The sequence below is a fragment of the Thalassolituus alkanivorans genome (assembly GCF_020447205.1).
Taxonomy (GTDB): Bacteria; Pseudomonadota; Gammaproteobacteria; order Pseudomonadales; family Oceanobacteraceae; genus Venatoribacter; species Venatoribacter alkanivorans.
In genome coordinates this window covers 135961-155396 of the sequence record NZ_JAJAEL010000011.1, presented here as the reverse complement: position 1 = coordinate 155396, position 19436 = coordinate 135961, and the positions used below count along the sequence as shown (strand labels likewise).

Annotated in this window: 14 protein-coding genes; 12 read left to right on the top strand and 2 right to left on the bottom strand. The window is 53.5% G+C overall.

The annotated features are described in order from the left end of the window. The first annotated feature begins 49 nt into the window (after window positions 1–49). From rlmD to mazG, 3 genes are read left to right on the top strand one after another with little or no spacing between them, the layout of a single operon-like run. The gene (gene rlmD, locus LGT44_RS07315; RefSeq protein ID WP_230331118.1) at window positions 50–1381 is read left to right on the top strand and encodes a 23S rRNA (uracil(1939)-C(5))-methyltransferase RlmD; all 1332 of its coding nucleotides are present in this window, start codon (window positions 50–52) and stop codon (window positions 1379–1381) included. After that, window positions 1374–3623, top strand: a complete 2250-nt coding sequence (relA, locus tag LGT44_RS07310) for a GTP diphosphokinase (protein WP_145469175.1) — start codon at window positions 1374–1376, stop codon at window positions 3621–3623. The genes rlmD and relA overlap by 8 nt, the downstream gene beginning before the upstream one ends. Beyond that, window positions 3620–4444 carry a nucleoside triphosphate pyrophosphohydrolase gene (mazG, locus tag LGT44_RS07305; protein ID WP_230331119.1) on the top strand — a complete coding sequence of 275 codons (825 nt, stop codon included), beginning with the start codon at window positions 3620–3622 and terminating at the stop codon, window positions 4442–4444. The genes relA and mazG overlap by 4 nt, the downstream gene beginning before the upstream one ends. 11 nt (window positions 4445–4455) lie before the next feature. Here mazG and LGT44_RS07300 read toward each other — a convergent pair whose 3' ends face one another. Next, entirely contained in the window at window positions 4456–4788 is a 333-nt protein-coding gene (locus LGT44_RS07300) for a type 1 pili tip component (protein ID WP_225691535.1), read from the bottom strand. 168 nt (window positions 4789–4956) lie between these two features. Here LGT44_RS07300 and ppc point away from each other — a divergent pair, with 168 nt between their 5' ends. The 6 genes from ppc to LGT44_RS07270 all read left to right on the top strand — a co-directional run bounded on the left by ppc (window position 4957) and on the right by LGT44_RS07270 (window position 12970). After that, window positions 4957–7611 (top strand): phosphoenolpyruvate carboxylase, encoded by a 2655-nt coding sequence (gene ppc / locus LGT44_RS07295; protein ID WP_230331120.1) that lies wholly within the window; start codon window positions 4957–4959, stop codon window positions 7609–7611. A 205-nt stretch (window positions 7612–7816) separates the two neighbouring features. Next, window positions 7817–8473 (top strand): adenylate kinase, encoded by a 657-nt coding sequence (adk, locus tag LGT44_RS07290; RefSeq protein ID WP_145469179.1) that lies wholly within the window; start codon window positions 7817–7819, stop codon window positions 8471–8473. Between the two features lie 1165 nt (window positions 8474–9638). After that, window positions 9639–10496, top strand: coding sequence for a hypothetical protein (locus tag LGT44_RS07285; RefSeq protein WP_230331121.1), 858 nt, complete (start codon window positions 9639–9641; stop codon window positions 10494–10496). Between the two features lie 146 nt (window positions 10497–10642). Beyond that, window positions 10643–11335, top strand: a complete 693-nt coding sequence (gene tsaB / locus LGT44_RS07280; protein WP_230331122.1) for a tRNA (adenosine(37)-N6)-threonylcarbamoyltransferase complex dimerization subunit type 1 TsaB — start codon at window positions 10643–10645, stop codon at window positions 11333–11335. Between the two features lie 20 nt (window positions 11336–11355). Then, on the top strand, window positions 11356–12153 hold the full coding sequence (locus LGT44_RS07275) for an undecaprenyl-diphosphate phosphatase (protein WP_145469182.1): 798 nt from the start codon (window positions 11356–11358) through the stop codon (window positions 12151–12153). A 13-nt stretch (window positions 12154–12166) separates the two neighbouring features. Further along, on the top strand, window positions 12167–12970 hold the full coding sequence (locus LGT44_RS07270) for a class I SAM-dependent methyltransferase (protein WP_225691539.1): 804 nt from the start codon (window positions 12167–12169) through the stop codon (window positions 12968–12970). 68 nt (window positions 12971–13038) lie between these two features. Here the strand turns inward: LGT44_RS07270 and plsB are convergent, their stop codons facing one another. Then, complete coding sequence (gene plsB, locus LGT44_RS07265) at window positions 13039–15492, bottom strand: glycerol-3-phosphate 1-O-acyltransferase PlsB (protein ID WP_230331123.1); 2454 nt, start codon at window positions 15490–15492, stop codon at window positions 13039–13041. Window positions 15493–15809: 317 nt separating this feature from the next. Here plsB and LGT44_RS07260 point away from each other — a divergent pair, with 317 nt between their 5' ends. The 3 genes from LGT44_RS07260 to LGT44_RS07250 are packed head-to-tail and all read left to right on the top strand — an operon-like array spanning window position 15810 to window position 19381. Beyond that, a complete protein-coding gene (locus LGT44_RS07260) occupies window positions 15810–16727 on the top strand; it encodes an ABC transporter ATP-binding protein (RefSeq protein WP_225691541.1) in 918 nt (305 codons plus the stop codon). An 8-nt stretch (window positions 16728–16735) separates the two neighbouring features. Continuing rightward, entirely contained in the window at window positions 16736–17470 is a 735-nt protein-coding gene (locus LGT44_RS07255; RefSeq protein WP_230331124.1) for an ABC transporter permease subunit, read from the top strand. 18 nt (window positions 17471–17488) lie between these two features. Then, complete coding sequence (locus tag LGT44_RS07250) at window positions 17489–19381, top strand: Gldg family protein (protein ID WP_230331125.1); 1893 nt, start codon at window positions 17489–17491, stop codon at window positions 19379–19381. Window positions 19382–19436: the final 55 nt, after the last annotated feature.

Sequence of the window (19436 nt, the reverse complement as noted above, 5' to 3'; positions counted from 1 at the left end):
ATGTCGTGCTGCTGTGCATGATACTGGCTGGTCATTAAAGGAGTGCCTGGTGAAACCAGCAGATAAACAACGGCGCCTGACGCTGTCGGTGGATAACCTGACCTCGGAAGGGGAAGGGGTGGCGCGGCTGGGTCGCGATGTCTATTTCGTTCCCGGTGCTTTGCCCGGCGAAGAAGCCGAAGTGGTGCTCGATGGTCGCCGCCGTAAGGTGTGGCAGACCCGTTTGCTGAATCTGATTAAAACCTCCCCTGAACGCGTAACCCCCGACTGTCCGCATTACCAGCGCTGTGGCGGCTGTGATCTGCAGCATCTGGCCTATGACGCTCAGGTGGCCTTTAAACAGGAGCGCGTGGCGCGTGAGTTGAGCCGTCAGGGCGTTGAGGTGCCGGAGTGGTCGGCGCCGATTGTGGCTGAACCCTGGCATTACCGCCGCAAAGCGCGCCTCGGTGTGCGTTACAGCAAAGACAGCCGTGAGAACTTTGTTGGCTTCCGTGAAGCCTCGTCTGCGCATATCAGCAATATTGACCGCTGTCTGGTGTTGCCCGAGTACCCGGCTCTCGACTGGGCAGCCTGGCGTGAACAGATTAACCGCCTTGATGCGCGGGCAGTCATTACCCAGATTGAAGCCATTGCCGCCGATAATGCGCTGGCACTGGTATTGCGCATTCTGAAGCCTTTATCGCCGGGTGATGAGAAAAAACTGTGCAGCTTTGCCGCAGGGCTCAATATCGATGGCCTGCTGCCGTTACAGCTGTGGCTGAAAAGCGAACGCGATGCGCCGCCACAGCTGTTATGGCCAGAACAGGCTGAGCCTTTGCATCATCAGGTTGATGATCTGGCACTGCGGCTGGAACTCAGCGACTTTGTGCAGGTCAATGGCGCGGTCAATCGTGCCATGGTGCAGCAGGCGCTGGACTGGCTGCAGCCCGGTGCCGCTGAAGTTATCTGGGATCTGTTTGCCGGTCATGGCAACTTCAGTATGCCGCTGGCGAAACGCTCGCAGCAGGTACTGGCGGTGGAGGTAGAGCAAAGTATGGTAGACAGCCTGGCCACACAGGCGTCCAATCTGGCCTTACCTTTGCAAGCGATTCAGGCCGATTTAAGCGGCGCCGGTGGTCTGGCGGATTTGCCTGAGCCGCAGGCGGTGCTGCTGGATCCGCCCCGCGCCGGAGCGGCCGGAGTGATGAACGAACTTATTGCACGCCGGGTGCCGCGCATTCTCTATGTGTCCTGCGATGCGGCAACTCTGGCACGGGATCTGAATGTGCTGGCCGCGGCCGGTTATCAGGTCCGGCAGGCGGGAATTATGGATATGTTCCCGCAGACTCACCATGTAGAAACCATGGTATTACTGGAAAGAAAGGCTAAGCGTCATGGTTAAGGTCAGAGATGATCATCCGTTGTTACATGATGGATCGCTCGATGTTTCACGTTGGCTGGACAGCATCCAGCAGGCGTACGATGTAAAAGACCCGGAAACACTCGGGCGCGCGCTGACACTGGCGAAACAGCTGTCAGACGAAGCCATTGCCAACCGCACCTACTGGTCAATCGACAGTGTGCAGATGGGTATTGAGATGGCGCAGATTCTGCTCGATCTGCGTCTCGATACCGAGTCGCTGGTGGCTGCCATTCTCTACCGTGCGGTGCGTGAAGGGCGTCTGGCCCTGCAGCGTGTGGAGCGCGATTTTGGCGCCGAAGTGGCCAAGCTGATTGAAGGCGTGCTGCGCATGGCGGCGATCAGCGCAATCCAGAATTCGCGCGACGAAGTGGTGCTGGGCCAGCGTCAGGCACAGGTTGAGAACCTGCGCAAAATGCTGGTGGCAATGATCGATGACGTACGTGTCGCGCTGATCAAGCTGGCCGAACGGACCTCGGCGATCCGCGCGGTGAAAGATGGCCCGGAAGACAAGCGCCGCAAGGTTGCCGAAGAAGTATTCAATATCTATGCGCCGCTGGCGCACCGTCTGGGTATTGGTCATCTGAAGTGGGAGCTTGAGGACCTGGCGTTCCGCTATATGCAGCCTGAGGCTTACAAAAAGATTGCCGGCCTGCTGGATGAAAAACGTCTTGCCCGTCAGGACTATATCGAAACCGTGGTACAGCGCCTGCGTGATGACCTGCTTGGTGCCGGCATCAAATGCGATGTTTATGGCCGTGCCAAGCATATCTACAGCATCTGGCGGAAGATGAGCCGCAAGAACCTCGATTTTTCGCAGATTTACGATATCCGTGCGGTGCGTATTCTGGTGCCGGAACTGAAAGACTGTTACGCCGCACTGGGCATTGTGCACACCCTCTGGCGTCATATTCCGAACGAATTTGACGACTATATCGCCAACCCGAAAGAGAACGGTTACCGCTCGCTGCATACCGCCGTGATCGGCCCTGAAGGCAAGGTGCTGGAAGTGCAGATCCGTACCCACAACATGCACGAAGATGCCGAGCTTGGGGTTTGTGCGCACTGGCTGTACAAAGGCACCGACCTCAACGCCAAAGATCAGGGCTACGAGCAGAAAATTGCCTGGCTGCGTCAGGTGCTGGAATGGCACGAAGAGCTGGACGATCTGCCGGAGCTGGTGGGAGAACTGCGCGCCGACATTAACCCCGACCGCATTTATGTGTTCACTCCCGAAGGTCATGTGGTGGATTTACCGCCGCGTGCCACGCCGGTAGATTTCGCCTACCGCGTGCATACCGAAGTCGGTAATAAATGCCGCGGTGCCAAGGTCAATGGCCGTATTGTGCCGCTGACCTATCTGTTGAAAAACGGCGAGCAGGTCGAAATTCTGACCAACGCCAATGCGCATCCGAGCCGCGACTGGCTGTATCCGGAATCCGGTTATATTCATACCACCCGCGCGCGTGCCAAAGTGGCGCACTGGTTCAAACTGCAGGCGCGCGATCAGAATATCGATGAAGGCCGCCAGCTGGTCCTGCGTGAGCTGGATCGTCTGGATCTGGTGAACGAACCGCTGACCGATGTCGCCAAAGACATGAATATGAAGTCGGTGGACGATATGTTCGCCGCCGTCGGTGCGGGTGATCTGCGCGTTGGCCAGATTGTGCATAACGTGCTGAAAAGAGCCGATACCGGCAACAGCCAGCAGGAGCTGCCGCTGGCGCGTAAGCCGGAGCACAGTGAGCGTCATGCCAAGGCCGACGATATTTATATTGAAGGCGTTGGCAATCTGCTGACTCAGCTGGCGCAGTGCTGTCAGCCGGTGCCGGGTGACGACATCCGTGGCTATATCACCGTGGGGCGTGGCGTGACCGTACACCGCAGTGACTGCGATAACCTGCTGCATCTTGAAGCGATGGAGCCGCAGCGTCTGTTGCAGGTCAGCTGGGGGAATAAGCCGAACAGTACCTATCCGGTGGATATGCTGATTCAGGCCTATGACCGCACCGGTCTGCTGCGCGATGTCAGCTCGGTACTGGCGAATGAACGCATTAATGTACTGTCGGTGAATACCCAGTCCAATCAGGGGGAAAATACCGCCAATATGCAGTTGACCGTCGAAGTTGAGAGTCTTGAGCGCTTTGCCCGGCTGATGAGCAAAATTGCGCAACTGCCAAATGTGATTTCTGCCCGCCGGGTACGTGGAGGCCATGGCTCATGAGTTATGGCCTTGATGATTTGCTGTACCTGATGCGCCGTCTGCGTGATCCGCAGACCGGCTGCCCCTGGGATCTGAAGCAGGATTTTGCCACCATTCTGCCGCACACCCTGGAAGAAGCCTACGAAGTAGCCGATGCCATTGAACGTCAGGACTGGCCGCATCTGGAAGAAGAGCTGGGCGATCTGCTGTTTCAGGTGATTTTTTACGGTCAGATGGGCGATGAGCGGCAGTTGTTTAACCTCAACTCGATTATTCATCGCCTGGTAGAAAAACTGATCCGCCGTCATCCGCACGTGTTTCCGCAGGGCACACTGCACAGCGAGCGGGACCCCTCGGTCAGCCCGCAAGAGGCAGAGATCAACGCCAACTGGGATCTGATCAAACAGCAGGAAAAAGCACTCAAACCCGTAGCGCAGAATATGCCTTCCGGTTTACTGGCCGATGTCCCGGCCACGCTGCCGGCCCTTAACCGGGCGGTCAAATTACAGAAAAAAGCCTCAAAAGTGGGCTTTGACTGGCCGGATGTGCAGGGCGTGCTGGATAAAATCCGTGAAGAACTGGCCGAAGTCGAAGCCGAAATCAGCGCAGCCGACCCAGAGCGGCTGGAGCATGAAGTGGGCGATCTGTTATTTGCCGTCAGTAATCTCGCCCGGCATTTAAAGGTGGATGCGGAAGTCGCGCTGCGTGGCACTAATGCCCGTTTCTGTTCGCGCTTCGCTCAGGTCGAAGCGCAGGTTGAACGCCTGGGCGGCTGGGACAACGCCAGCGTCGCTGAGATGGAAGCTGCCTGGCAGGCTGCCAAGCAGCAGGAAAAACACTGAAGCAGTACCGCTCAGTGTTTGCCTTTTTGCAGGCTGTTCAGATGCTTGCGGGTCAGCTGCAGGAATTGCGGTGTCGGCCCAACATCCTCAAATACCGGATACCCTTCTTCATCCTGCGCCACGACTTTATCCCCGGCAATATAAGGAAAACCGCTGGTCAGATCCGATAATGCTGCACTGACCAGATCGCGCAGAATGCGTTCTTTTGTGCTGCCGGGAAACATTTCTGCAAGTGCTTCAAGCCGGGCCGCATCTTTTACATTTAATGGCAATTCATAGCGGGCGGCAGTCAGCGGTTCACCGAATTCTTTTTCCCAGTGGCGTAATAATTCTGAGGCTTTCATCGGGCGTTCCTTTTTCTCTGGCTGTTTTATCAGAATAGAATGAAAAAAAGCCGCTGCCCTGTAACTGAACAAAGTGTTACCAAAATGCAGTGAAAGTCACCCTGCGTAACTCCTTGCTATCTGTCTGTTTTTCCGCACACTGAATAAAACGATCTGACAGGAGTAGGTATGAGTGCTACGGATGCTTTTGAATTGGATGCTTTGTTACGCGACAAAGTAAAACTGCTGGGCAACCTGCTGGGCAAAACGATCGAAAATCAATACGGCAGCAGTATGCTCAAACGTATTGAGGATATCCGTAAGCAGGCCAAAAAAGCCCGCAATGGCGACGATGCCGAACGCGACCGTTTACTGGCATTACTGAAAACCATGCCGGATGATGCACTGGTGCCGGTGGTGCGTGGTTTTAATCAGTTCCTTAATCTGGCCAATATTGCCGAACAGCAGCACGGTGCCAGCTGGCGGCGCAGTGATTTTCTGCACGATGATGTCGAGCAGATGTTCAGTAATTTACTCGACCGTTTACAGCAGAAAGGCATCGCCGGGCTGAATCTCAGTCAGAAAGTCGCCGATGTGAATATTGAGCTGGTTCTCACCGCTCATCCGACCGAAATTACCCGCCGTACCCTGATCCAGAAATACGATCTGATTGCCCGATTACTGCAGCAACGTGATGATCTGCGCGACGGCCATCCGCAATTGCTGGAAATTGAGCAGCAGCTGGCCTCGGTGGTGGAAGAAATCTGGCACAGCGATGAAATCCGCCAGGTACGGCCAACCGCTGTGGACGAAGCCAAATGGGGTTTTGCGGTGATCGAAAATTCGCTCTGGTACGCAGTGCCGCAATTATTACGCAATCTGGATGATGAACTGCGTCAGCGTGGCAGCAGCGCATTACCGCTGACGGCGGCTCCGGTACGTTTTTCTTCGTGGATGGGAGGCGACCGTGACGGCAATCCGAATGTCACTTCTGCCGTTACCCGTGAGGTTTTATTTCTCGCACGCTGGATGGCTGCAGATTTATTCCTGCGTGATATTGAACAATTAGGCATGCAGTTATCGATGACGGCAGCCTCGGCGGAATTACGCCGCGCTTATCCGGATAATCTGCACGAACCTTACCGCGCCTGTATGCATCAGCTGCGCCATCGGCTGGAACAGACCAAACTCTGGGCGGCCGCCAAAGCCCGTGGGGCGGAAAGCGATTACGAACCTCTGCTGGAAGATGATGAATTACTGCAGCCATTAATGCTCTGTTACAACAGTCTGGTTGAGCAGGGGCTGGATACGGTAGCCAATGGTTCATTGCTCGACACCCTGCGCCGGGTCGCCTGCTTTGGTCTGGCGCTGGTGAAACTCGATGTACGTCAGGAATCGACCCGTCATGCCGATGTGCTGCAGGAAATCTGCGCCTTTTATAACTGGGGTGATTACAAATCCTGGGATGAAGAAAAGAAACAGCAGTTCCTGTTGAACGAACTTGCATCCCGCCGCCCGTTAATTCCAAGCCGCTGGACGCCAACGGCCGAAACGCAGGAAGTGCTCGACACCATGAGCGTGCTGGCGACCCGCGCCGGTGACGGTGTGTCTTGTTACATCATTTCCATGGCCAGTGAGCCGTCGGATATTCTGGCGGTAGCCTTGTTATTACAGGCTTGTGGTGTGCGTGATCATATGCCGGTGGTGCCATTATTTGAAACGCTTAGTGATCTCGAACAATCGGCGCCGCGCATGGAAAAACTCTGGTCGGTGGACTGGTACCGCCAGTACTGTAAAGGTCATCAACAGGTGATGATTGGTTATTCCGATTCCTCTAAGGATGCCGGTCAGCTGGCGGCTGTCTGGGCGCAATACCGGGCACAGGAAGCGCTGTCAAAAACGGCACAGGATAAAGGCATTAAACTGCGTTTATTCCATGGTCGTGGCGGCAGTGTTGGCCGCGGCGGCGGTCCTGCTCACCGGGCGATTTTATCGCAGCCGCCGGGGTCGGTACTGGGTGGCTTGCGGGTAACCGAGCAGGGTGAAATGATCCGCTTTAAATTCGGTTTACCGGAAGTGGCGGTGCGTAACCTTAAAGTTTATGTTTCTGCGGTATTGGAAGCCAATCTGTTACCGCCGGAAGCTGCACAGCCGCAATGGCGTGAGCGTATGGAGCAGTTAGCGGGTGCCGGGGTTAAATCTTACCGGGCTATGGTGCGTGATACGCCGGATTTTGTCCGTTATTTCCGCGCCGCAACGCCGGAGCAGGAATTGGGTAAATTATCATTAGGCAGCCGGCCAGCGCGCCGTAAAAGTGGTGGTGGTATTGAAACACTGCGCGCTATTCCGTGGATTTTTGCCTGGACACAAATGCGCTTAATGCTGCCTGCCTGGCTGGGTTCGGATGAAGCTCTGGCGCAGCCGGTTAATCATGGTGAGCTGCCACAGCTGCAATCGATGTATGCGCAGTGGCCGTTCTTCCGTACCTATATCGATATGCTGGAAATGGTGATATCGAAAGCCGATCCGGCTATTGCTCAGTATTATGAAAGTCGTCTGGTTGAAGCCGAGTTACAGCCGCTTGGCAGCCAGCTGCGTATCCGTTTGCAGAAGATCCGTGAGCTGGTGCTGGCGATTAAAGATCAGCAGACTCTGCTGCAGGATAACCTGGCCTTACAGCACTCCATGAGTGTGCGTAATCCATATACAGATCCACTGCATTATCTGCAGGCCGAATTACTGTACCGCGAGCGGCAGGATCAGGATGTGGTCAGTAAAGAAGTGGAGCGTGCATTGAAAGTCACAATGGCTGGTATTGCTGCTGGGATGCGTAATACAGGTTAATCCCTTGTCGTGGGCGTGGCATCACTTCAGGTGCTGCGCGGTCTATACCAAAGTCGGGCATTATCTGCCCGGCTTTTTCATCACAATCACTTGAGCAAGAGCCCGGCTCGGAGTAAGGTTAGGCCTATTTTTTCCGTGACTGGTTGAAAAATAACCAATTTTTTGACTCGCCGGACAGTTTCTATTAACCACAAGGGGTATGCGCATGCGCGTAATTCTGTTGGGTGCGCCCGGTGCAGGTAAAGGCACACAGGCACAGTTCATTTGTGAAAAGTTTGCTATTCCACAAATCTCTACCGGCGATATGCTGCGTGCAGCAGTAAAAGCCGGTAGCGAACTGGGTCTTAAAGTAAAAGAAATCATGGAAACCGGCGGTCTGGTTTCTGATGAAATCATTATCGGTCTGGTAAAAGAACGTATTCAGCAGGATGACTGTGTAAACGGTTTCCTGTTTGATGGCTTCCCGCGCACTATTCCTCAGGCAGAAGCCATGCTGGAAGCGGGCGTTGATATCGACCACGTTGTCGAAATTGACGTAGCTGACGAAGAGATTGTTAAACGTCTCAGTGGCCGTCGTGTTCATCCGGGTTCTGGCCGCGTTTACCACGTTATTTACAACCCACCTAAAGTGGAAGGTAAAGACGATGAAAGCGGTGAAGATCTGGTGCAGCGTGATGATGACCAGGAAGAAACCGTACGCAAGCGTCTGGCTATTTACCATGATCAGACTGCACCACTGGTCAGCTTCTACAAAAAACTGGAAGCAGAAAAGGGGGCTAATGCGCCTAAGTACAGCCACATCCAGGGTGTTGGCTCACTGCAGGAAATCACTTCTCAGGTTCTTGAGGCCTTACAGGGCTGAATAACCGGATAAGTTAAAAAGGGCCTCGGCCCTTTTTTTATGTCCGCGTTTTACATCCGGCGACAGTTGATCGTGATGTTGTTCCGGTAGGCCGTTTAAATCATAGCGGGTGGTTTTCACCTTTCCTTTATGCACCGGCTAATGTCATTGAGCTTTATTTGTCTCTATTGCGACCCGATCTGTACGTGCTGATGGTGTTGCAGAGATTAAAAAGTACCTTCTGAAGGCCGGGGTCGACTGCACTTAGTGCAGGAGATACCTAGGGCCTGTTGACACTAAGTTAATCGGATCTGCTGAGAGCCAGTTTTTCTCAGAACAAGAAGAGAGGACTGATATTAGCGGGCTAAATAAATGACGAGCGACGACGTTAATGGGGAAAACTGGCCTCAGCCCGAAGGGTTATGACTAAAAATCCCTCATCCTGCGTTGCTGTTCGCTGGCTTAACCCGTTACCAATCTGTCTGGAACAGATTGGCGTGCCAACCCCGAAGGGGTGAAGCACAGGGATGTGCTGAACATCCCACACTCTCAGCGCCTTGTCTGAGGCATTTTTATCCGATAACAGGCCTGTTTAATTAATGTCAACAGGCCCTGGGGGCGTATCGGTTTTTTAATAGAATCAACAACTTAAAAACAGGTGTGTGCACCATTAAGGTTCATCTTTATTTGCTGAGTCAGAACATAAATGCGTGATTCCGTATTTGCTTTTGCCATTACCGGGTACCAACAGGCAAATATTGTCAGCTTTTAAACTACCGGGATTAAACTGATCCGTAAAACTACCAAGACGCTGCTTATTACATTATCGATCGATGAACTTCCTTTCAGCGGAATTTAAGACACGGCTGAATTATTCGGAAGTACCTTAAGAAGTATCTTAAGAAGTGCCTTAATAGTAATCCGGGAGATTAATAGGCAGGCTGTTAAATACGTCATTGCAAGTAACGCGAGGATGCAAAAATCATATCTATTTTCAGTAATGGCAGCGGAATATCACAGAACAATGACCAGAATAGGCAAAAACAGGTCATAAATAGCATTGTTGATTCATTATTTTTTGGTTTTCGATAATAAAAATACTATTATTGCTCCCGTTAGCTTATGCACTTATATATTTTGTGCTAGCGTTACCCTACCTGATCAGGAATATTAGAGGAATTCACCTATGGCCAGACCTAAAAAAGCTCCAGCCAAACGCGGTCGTAAGCCTGCAGCTGCTAAAGCAGTTGCGGCTAAAACTGCAGAGGCAGTACCAGCGGTTGTCGCTTCAGCAGTAAAAGCATCTGAAAAAGCCCATGCAGCGGTTACCGCTCAACAGGCTAAAGTCGATGCTGCTGCAACTAAAGCAACCGCTGCAAAAGAAAAAGCAACCGCTAAACCAACGCCTGCTGCCAAGCGCGCAGTTGCTGCAGCTAACGCTAAAGTAAAAGCAGAAAATACCAAGCTGCAGGCTCTGAAAGCTGAAGCCCGTACTGCTACTGTTGCGGTTAAAGCTGCACAAATTGAAGCGAAAGCAGAAGAAGTGGCAGCAAAAGCCATTGCGGCTGTTGAAGCGTTTGAAGCGTCACTGGTTGCTAAAGCAGAAGCCGATCTGGCGAAAGCCGTTGCTGCATTTGAAGCCAAATGGCGTAAAGCCCGTGGCAAACAGGATGCTGCAAAAGTTAAAGCTCATGCCACTAAAGAACATGGCAAAGCCTCTGTTGCTGCTAAAAAGCTGAAAGCCAAAGCAACTGCAACCGCAAAAACAGCAACCGCTGCTGCTCCTAAAAAGCGTGGCCGTCCGGCTGCAGCAAAAGCAACAACCGCTGCTGCGCCTAAAAAGCGTGGTCGTCCGGCTAAAGCTGCGCCAGCAACTGCTGCTGCTCCTAAAAAACGCGGTCGTCCGGCTAAAGCAGCCGCTGCACCGGCTGCTGCAGGTGCCGCTCCTAAGCGCCGTGGTCGTCCGGCTAAGGCCAAACCAGCAGCTGCGGCTGCCGGTACTGCGCCTAAGCGTCGCGGTCGTCCGCCAAAAGTAGCAAGCTGATTGCTGCATTGAAAAACCCGGCAATGCCGGGTTTTTTTTCGCCTGTCATTTTTGTTCTGCAGGGACTGTCAGTCAGCGTTGGGCAGCAGGATGGAAGAATCATGCCCTGTGTTATACTGCCGCGCCTGTTCGCTGCGGAAAGTATTATGTCCTGTTTATTGATCGTTGATGCCTCATCCTCTCTGTGTTCTGTTGCCCTTAGCCGTGGTTCGGAATACTGGTCGTTGTGTGAAGATCAACCGCGTCGTCATGCACAGCGCTTATTGCCGATGGTGGATGAGTTGTTAATCCGGGCAGGGGTGAAAAAAGCAGAGCTGGAGGGCATAGCTTACGGGCGTGGACCAGGCTCTTTTACCGGTATCCGGATTGCGGCTTCGGTATTACAGGGAATTGCTTTTGCACTGGAGCTTCCTGTTTGCGGTATTTCCTCATTGCAGAGTGTGGCATTAAAAACTTTACGCAGTTCTCAGGCTGACCATGTGATGGCGGTAATGGATGCCCATATGGGAGAGGTATTCTGGGGGCATTTCCAGCGTGAAGGTGAACTTTGCCGATTGATCGGAGCCGAACACGTCGGCAGTCCGGAGCAGTGTCTGCAGGCGCTGAAGGCGTTTGACGGTATCGTTGCAGGGGATGGCCTTACTCTGCCGGCATTTGCTTCCTGCGCTCAGGACTGGGCTGATGTGCAACCTCAGGCCGATATTATGTTGGCGCTGGCTGAGGACGCATGGCAACGCGGTGAATTTGGCAGTGTCGAACAACATCCGCCGGTTTATTTGCGTGATTCTGTTGCCTGGAAAAAACTCGATGAGCAACCGAGCCTGTTGCGCCGGGATTAATACTTTTAAGGAATCAACTTATGGATCTTATTGAGATCATTGTACTGGCGGTACTGCAGGGATTAACTGAGTTTTTACCTATTTCCAGTTCGGCACATCTTATTCTGCCTTCACAGGTTCTTGGTTGGCAGGATCAGGGACTGGCATTTGATGTAGCCGTGCATGTGGGCACACTGGCAGCGGTCATGTTTTATTTCCGCCAGGATATTCACAGGCTGATCAGTGCATGGTTTAAAAGTGGCTGGACGGCAAAGCCCAGTGCTGATGCAAAACTCGCCTGGTATGTCGGGCTGGCAACGATTCCTGCCGGTTTGGCCGGGGTATTATTAGGCGACTGGATTGAAGCTAACCTGCGTTCGGTTGAAGTGATTGCCTGGGCCACGATCGGGTTTGGTATTTTATTGGGCATTGCCGACCAGAAACGTGGGAAGGGCATCAGCCTGGCAAAAATGACGCTGGCGATGGCGTTGATTATTGGTGTCGCCCAGGCGCTGGCATTAATTCCCGGTACGTCACGTTCCGGCATTACTATGACGGCGGCGTTATTACTTGGCTTACACCGGGTTGATGCGGCGCGTTTTTCTTTTCTGTTATCGATTCCGTTAATTCTGGCAGCCGGCGGTTTAAAAGCGCATGAACTGAGCCAGTCGCTGTTGCCGGTTGACTGGACATCGCTGGCTCTGGGGGCGGTATTGTCGGCGGTCAGTGCCTGGGTCTGTATTTATTACTTCCTGGCTTTTATTAACCGGATTGGCATGCTGCCGTTTGTTCTGTACCGCCTGGCATTGGGTGGCGTATTGCTGCTGTTTTTTGTCTGAGAACGGATAGGTTGTGACTGAACTAATCAATCTGGTGCGTGAATCGGACAGTGAAGTCCGGGAACTGTGTGAACGCTACGGTCTGACACTGGCACCTAAATCCCTGTTGCAGCAGGATGGTTTTCATCTGTGCTTTGACTATGACGGTCTGAGCCTGCGTCAGGGCAATAATCTGCGCACCGCGGTACGTGTTGATTTTTCTGCCGGAGCTGCGGCGCACCGGCGTAAATTTGGCGGCGGTCTCGGGCAGGATATTGCCAAAGCGGTGGGAGTGAGTGGTTCGTACAAACCCTCGGTGCTGGATGCCACCGCAGGTCTTGGTCGTGACAGCTTTGTGCTGGCGACTCTGGGTTGCAGCGTACGTGCTCACGAACGTCAGCCGGTGGTCGCGGCCTTATTGGCCGATGGTCTGGCGCGGGGCGCTAACGATGCAGAAGTTGCCGATATTATTGCCCGTATTGAATTGCACTTTGGCAGCAGTCACGATCTGCTGGTGCCTGAATCCGATCCGCAGCGGCAACCGGATGTGGTGTATCTCGATCCGATGTTTGATCACGATCCGAAAGCAACGGCGCAGGTTAAAAAAGATATGCAGGCGTTCCGTGATGTCGTAGGGCAGGACACTGATGCTGATGATCTGCTTGAACGGGCTCTTGCCTGTGCCCGTTGCCGGGTAGTGGTGAAGCGGGCACGTAAAGCCGAGCCTCTGGCGGGTAAAAAACCAACCTTTGCCTTAACCGGTAAATCCAACCGCTTTGATGTTTATGTTAAAGCCAAAGTTGCTCCCTGGAATCCAGAAGATACTGACGCTGAATAAGCGCTTTGCTACAGATTACAGATATAAAAAAACCGGCAGATGCCGGTTTTTTTATGCTCTGAGCAGGTTTAAACGCTGCGCAGAATGCTCTGACGCAGAGCGCCATCCAGCACTTCTTCCAGTGCGCTGGTCAGCGCATCCAGTTCATTGCTGAAGGTCAGTTTGTCATCGCTGTTTTTTGCCAGCAGTTTTTCACTGACCAGTTGCTGAATCAGGGTGCGGAACAGCGATTTATCAAAGAACTCCGGCGCGTTAATGCCGTACAGCAGGCTGATACGCTGTGCCAGCAGGGTGCATTGTTCTTCCAGTTCTTTGGCGCTGAGTTCGCCTGAACCTTTACGGCTGAGCACGCTCAGGGTGAGGAAGTAACGTTCCAGCGTCTGCATCACGTTAGCCGCCAGTCCTTCGAGCAGAGCATATTCATTACTGCTGGCCGGCGTGGCGTGGTAGCCCTTATCGTTCAGATGCAGATAACCACAATCCACCAATGCATCCAGCCAGCGCTGTACTTCGCTGCTCAGCTCGCTGCTGTTCCAGTGCAGGAATAATTCAGCCTGCAGATAAGGATAGAAGCTGGCAACTATGGCCTGAACCTGTTCGCTGCTGTAGCGCTGGTTGTTCACAAACAAACAGGCCAGCAGTGATGGCAGAGCAATTAAATGCAATACGTTGTTGCGGTAATAGGTCAGGGTAACGGCCTGACGGTCGCTGGTCTGAATCAGATCGCCAAGTGGGTGCTTGGAGCGCGATACGGCATCCAGTTTTTCGGCATAGGCCAGCCACTCAGCACCATTACCATCCGGCAGGGCCGTCAGCTTGCTGTATGGGGTTTGTGCCAGCAGATTGCGGTAGGATTCCATCTGCACAATCAGCTGCTGCTCATCCATCGCCTGACGTGGTGCCGACAGAATGCTCAGGGCAATCAGGTTGATCGGGTTAACGGAGGCCGCGCTGTTGATACCGGTGACCACTTCTTTTGCCAGCTGATCAACTACCTTAGGTGCCCATTCCGGACGGTAATCACAAGTGCTGTAATCTTCCGCACGCCAGTCCGGGCGCTGCTGATTAAGGAATTCGGTGAAGTAAATCGGCTCGCCGAAAGTAACGTTTACTTTTCCGAAGGAACGTTTAAAAGAACGCAGTGTACCCACAACACCCAGCAGGCTTTCTTTTTTCTTCTGTTGGCCGCGTAATTCGCCCAGATAACTGTTGGCTTCGAATACTTTCTCGTAACCGGTGTATACAGGCACAAACATAATCGGCTTGCGCGAATCGCGCAGATAGCTGCGCAGGGTCATGGCCAGCATACCGGCTTTCGGACTCAGGGTGCGGCCGGTACGTGAACGTCCGCCTTCAACGAAATATTCGGTGGCGTAACCACCGGAAAATACCGAGTGCAGGTATTCATCAAAAACCGCGGCATAGAGTTTATTGTCACGGAACGTCCGGCGCATAAAGAAGGCACCGCCACGGCGCAGGATCGGGCCAACAACCGGCATATTAAGGTTAATGCCTGCGGCAATCTGCGGCAGTTGCAGACCGTGGTGATACAGAACGTAAGACAGCAGCAGGTAATCAATATGGCTGCGGTGGCAGGGCACATAAATAATTTCGTTGTCTTTGCTGATGTTTTTCAGGTTTTCGATATTGTGCAGCGAAATACCATCGTAAATTTTATTCCATACCCAGGTCAGCAACACATCCAGGAAGCGCACGTTGGTGTAGGAAATATTGGAGGCAATTTCATCGGCATACTTCAGCGCCTTCTGCTGCGCTTTGGCTTTACTGATGCCCTGGGTCGCTACTTCTTCTTCAATAGCTTTCAGCACCAGCGGCTTGTGCGGAATCTGATGCACCAGAGTGCGGCGGTGGGATAAATCCGGTCCCAGTACCGAGGCGGAAACCTGACGGTTATGCACACGCAATACGCGGGCTACTTTACGCGCCAGCATTTCCGGTGATTTACCCGGCTCGTACAGTTCACGCAGCGACATTGGCCGGCTGAAATGCACAAAGGTATTACGACCGTTGAGTAAAATGGCCATCAGAGTAAATAAACGGCCACCCAGAGTACCGCTGTTCTGCAGCCAGATACGCAGGAAAGAGCCTTCTTTTTCCGGTGCCCGTCCCCAGAATACCCGCACAGGCACAACCTGAATATCGCGCTCATCCTGTTCTGCCAGCCATTCGGCCTGACGGATCAGCTGCTTGGCGACAATCGGTGTGCCCTGTTTGCGGAAGGGGGTTCCGGCGCGGCGGTAAATATTAAAAAACGGCTTACCCGGCAGGCGGCGCTCAATGCGGTCCTGATGAGGACTGCCCCAGCCCAGTTTATTGACTTCGGCATCTATCACCAGCTGCTCTGCATGGGACGGGTAGAGCATGGCATAGATGATTGGCTTGTCAGGGTCCAGGTTGAAATCTTTAATATCCGGCCCGATGATCTGGGTTTTGATAACGCCATACAGCCATTTTTGTTGCCAGCGGAACAGGGTGCTGCGGATTTTTTTAATAATATTCATAGTCAGTCTCTGGTGTGTCTGCGGGTCGTGACGCCCCCGCGTTGTAAATGCCTGCGGAGTTTACCCTGCAAGTCTGTAGGTTTAAACGGTCTGATCGCGCGGGCTGTGACGTAATAGGCAGTCATGGCGCCTTTATCGGTGGTTGTACAGGTTATTGTCCGGAAATGGCCCGGTTGTCGCTGTTTATGGCGCAGACCGGCTGTTTCAGGAAACAAAATGCCATCTTTATGGTCTGGTTTTTACCTTTTAGGTTGTTCTGTGCGGCAGGTGGTTGCGGCCTGCCGGCGTTACTGATCATGGCAAAATAGGGAGTTGATATGATTGAAGTGCAACATCTGACCAAGCGTTTCGGCGGTTTTACCGCTGTAGACGATCTCTCTTTTGAAGTCAGGCCCGGCGAAGTGCTGGGTTTTCTCGGGCCAAATGGTGCCGGTAAATCAACCACCATGAAAATGCTGACAGGTTTTCTGCCGGCAACTTCCGGTACGGTTTGTATTGGTGGTTATGACGTGGCACAGCATCCGGTGGCGGTGAAACGCCAGATCGGCTATCTGCCGGAAGGTGCCCCCAGTTATGGCGATATGAGCGTGCTGGCATTTCTGCGTTTTATTGGTGAGGTGCGCGGTTATCGTGGTGCCGAGCTGCGTCAGCGCCTGGCCCGTGTGGTTGAACAGGTTGGCCTGCAGGACGTACTCAAACAAGCAGTGCAAACCTTGTCTAAAGGGTATAAGCGCCGCGTTGGTCTGGCGCAAACGCTGTTGCATGATCCGGCCATTATGATTCTGGATGAGCCAACCGACGGTCTCGACCCTAACCAGAAGCAACAGGTCCGTCAGCTGATCACTAATCTGGCGGAAGACAAAATGGTGATTATTTCCACCCATATTCTTGAAGAAGTTTCAGCGGTTTGCTCGCGGGCGATGATTATTGCTGCGGGTAAAAAAGTCGCCGATGGCACTCCGGCCGAGCTGGAAGCCCGCTCGCGTTATCATCAGGCGATTTCGGTGCGTTTTCAGCAGCCGGTAAATGCTGCCGCCGCCTTTTCTGCATTGCCTGAAATCAACGAGGTTGATGAGCTGGAACAGGGGCAGAGTTATCTGTTGTTTCCGCAGCCGGGTGCGCGTCCGTATCACGCGGTGAATGCCCTGATTGAACAGCAGGGCTGGGATCTCGACACGCTGCATATTGAGCGTGGACGTCTGGATGATGTTTTCCGTCAGTTGACCGGAGTCTGAACAGCACTATGAATACATTAATGACGATTTGTAAGCGCGAATTTTCTGCTTATTTTGCAACCCCGGTTGCCTATGTTTTTATTTTTATCTTCCTGGTGATGTCCGGCGTCTTTACCTTTTATCTGGGCAACTTTTATCAGCGCGGGCAAGCCGATCTGCTGCCATTTTTCAACTTTCACCCCTGGCTGTATCTGTTTTTTATGCCGGCGGTGGCGATGGGGCTGTGGTCGCAGGAGCGCCAGCTGGGCACCATTGAACTGCTGATGACGCTGCCTGTTACCCTTTGGCAGGCGGTACTGGGAAAATTCCTCGCGGCATGGCTTTTTGCCGGTCTGGCGTTGTTGTTAACCCTGCCGCTGTGGCTGACCGTTAATTATCTGGGCACGCCGGACAATGGTGTGATTCTGGCCAGCTATCTGGGCAGCTGGTTAATGGCCGGTGCCTTTATTGCGGTAGGCTCCTGTATGTCGGCACTCAGCCGTAATCAGATCGTTGCCTTTATTCTGACCGTGGTGGTTTGCTTTGTGCTGATGCTGAGTGGTTTTCCGCTGGTGCTGGATTTTTTCCGCGGCTGGGCCTCTGAAGGTTTGCTGGATCTGATTGCCAGCCTGAGTTTCCTTACGCACTTTGAAGCCCTTGCGCGTGGTGTGGTCGATATCCGCGATTTGCTCTATTTCATTCTGGTTATTGCTGTGTGGCTGCTGGCGACAACACAGGTTTTAACCGTTAAAAAATCTGCATAAACAGGGCAGGAGACCGATATGAAATTCAAACTGTTTTCACTCCTGGCACTGTTGCTGGGCTTTATTGGCGGAGCGTTTTTGCTGAACCAGCTGGGCAGTGGTGCGCGTCTCGATTTAACCGAACAGAAACTCTACACCCTGTCAGAGGGAACGCGGAATATTCTGGCACAGCTGAACCAGCCGGTTGAGCTGGAGTTGTATTTCTCGCAGAAGGCCAGCGCTGATCTGGTGAAAGTGCGTGCTTATCAGCAGCGTGTGCGGGAATTACTGGATGAATATGTGATGCTGGCTGGCGGAAAGCTCAGTCTGAAAATTATCGACCCGGCACCCTTCTCGGAAGAAGAAGATCAGGCCACCGCTTATGGCCTGCAGGCCGTGCCGGTATCGGTCAGTGGCGATAACCTGTATTTCGGTCTGGTTGCGAAAGCCCAGCTGCCGCAAGCCGCAGAAAATCAGAGCTCAGATGAGAAAGCCGCAGACGCAGGCAAAGAGCAGGTGGCGCAGCTGCCTTTTCTGCAGCCTGACCGCGAGGCCTTTCTTGAGTATGAAATTACCCAGCTGATTTATCAGGTGCAGCAGAGCAAGCCGGTGGTGATTGGTTTACTAAGCGGACTGGATGTACGCGGCGGCTTTAACCCGCAAACCGGCCGCCCGGCGCCAGCCTGGATGGCGATAGATCAGCTGGATGGCCCTTATGAGTTGCGCTCACTGACGGCCGGACTGGATCATATCGATGACGACATTGACCTGCTGCTGCTGGTGCAGCCGCCGGAGCTGACCGACAGCGCGCTGTATGCCATTGACCAGTTTGCGTTAAAAGGCGGACGCGTATTGGCGTTTCTTGATCCGGTTGCTGAAACCGCACCGAATGGCGGCCTGATGGGAATGGGCGACAGCGGCTCGGCCAGCAGTCTTAATAAACTCCTGCAAAACTGGGGTGTGGGCTGGAACCCGGATCAGGTGGTGCTGGATGCTGCCAATGCGCTGGTGGTGAATCAGGGGCCGGGGCGTCCGCCGCTGCGCCACTTTGGTTTGCTGGCGCTGCATCCGGAAAGCCTGAACGCCGATGATGTGGTCACCGCTCAGCTTGAAGCCATTAACCTCAGCAGCGTTGGGCATTTTACCGCGCTTGAAAATGCGCTCAGCAGCATCGAACCCTGGCTGTACAGCAGCACGGAAGCCATGCTGACGGACGCCAACCGGCTGCGCATGGGCGGCGATTTAATGGCGCTGCAGCGTGACTTTGTGCCGGCTAATGAAGAATTTAATCTGGCCGTGCGCGTGCAGGGCAAAGCGGATTCTGCTTTCCCGGATGGTGTTGATGGCGTAAAAACCGACACTCATCTGGCCTCAACGGAGCGCCTGGCGGTCACGTTGGTGGCCGATACCGACGTGCTGTCTGACCGTTTATGGGTGCAGGTGCAGAACTTCTTTGGTCAGCGCATCGCCTCTCCCTGGGCAGATAACGGCGCCCTGCTGGTGAATCTGGCCGATCATCTGGGCGGCAGTGCTGACCTGATCAGCCTGCGTGCCCGAGGACAATACAACCGTCCCTTTGAACGGGTGAATACTTTGCGCCGCGATGCCGAGCAACAGTTTCTGGCCAGCGAGCAGCGCCTGCAGCAGGAACTGGAAGAAACCGAGCAGCAGCTCAGTGCTCTGCAGGACCAGCGTGACGGTGATAATGGCGTGCTGACGCTGTCGGCAGAGCAGCAGGCCGCGCTGGAGCAGTTTCAGCAGAAGAAAATCGAAATCCGCAAAGAACTGCGTAATGTGCAGCATGAGCTGGATAAAGATATCGAAGCGCTGGGCATGCGCCTGAAAGTGCTGAATATCTTTGTGCTGCCGCTGTTGTTTACCCTGTTATTGTGGGCACTGGTGGCCTGGCAGCGGCGCCGGCAGAGCCTTTGATCATTTGATCATTTGATCATTTGATTAATCGTGCCAATAAAGAAGCCGGGCTTAG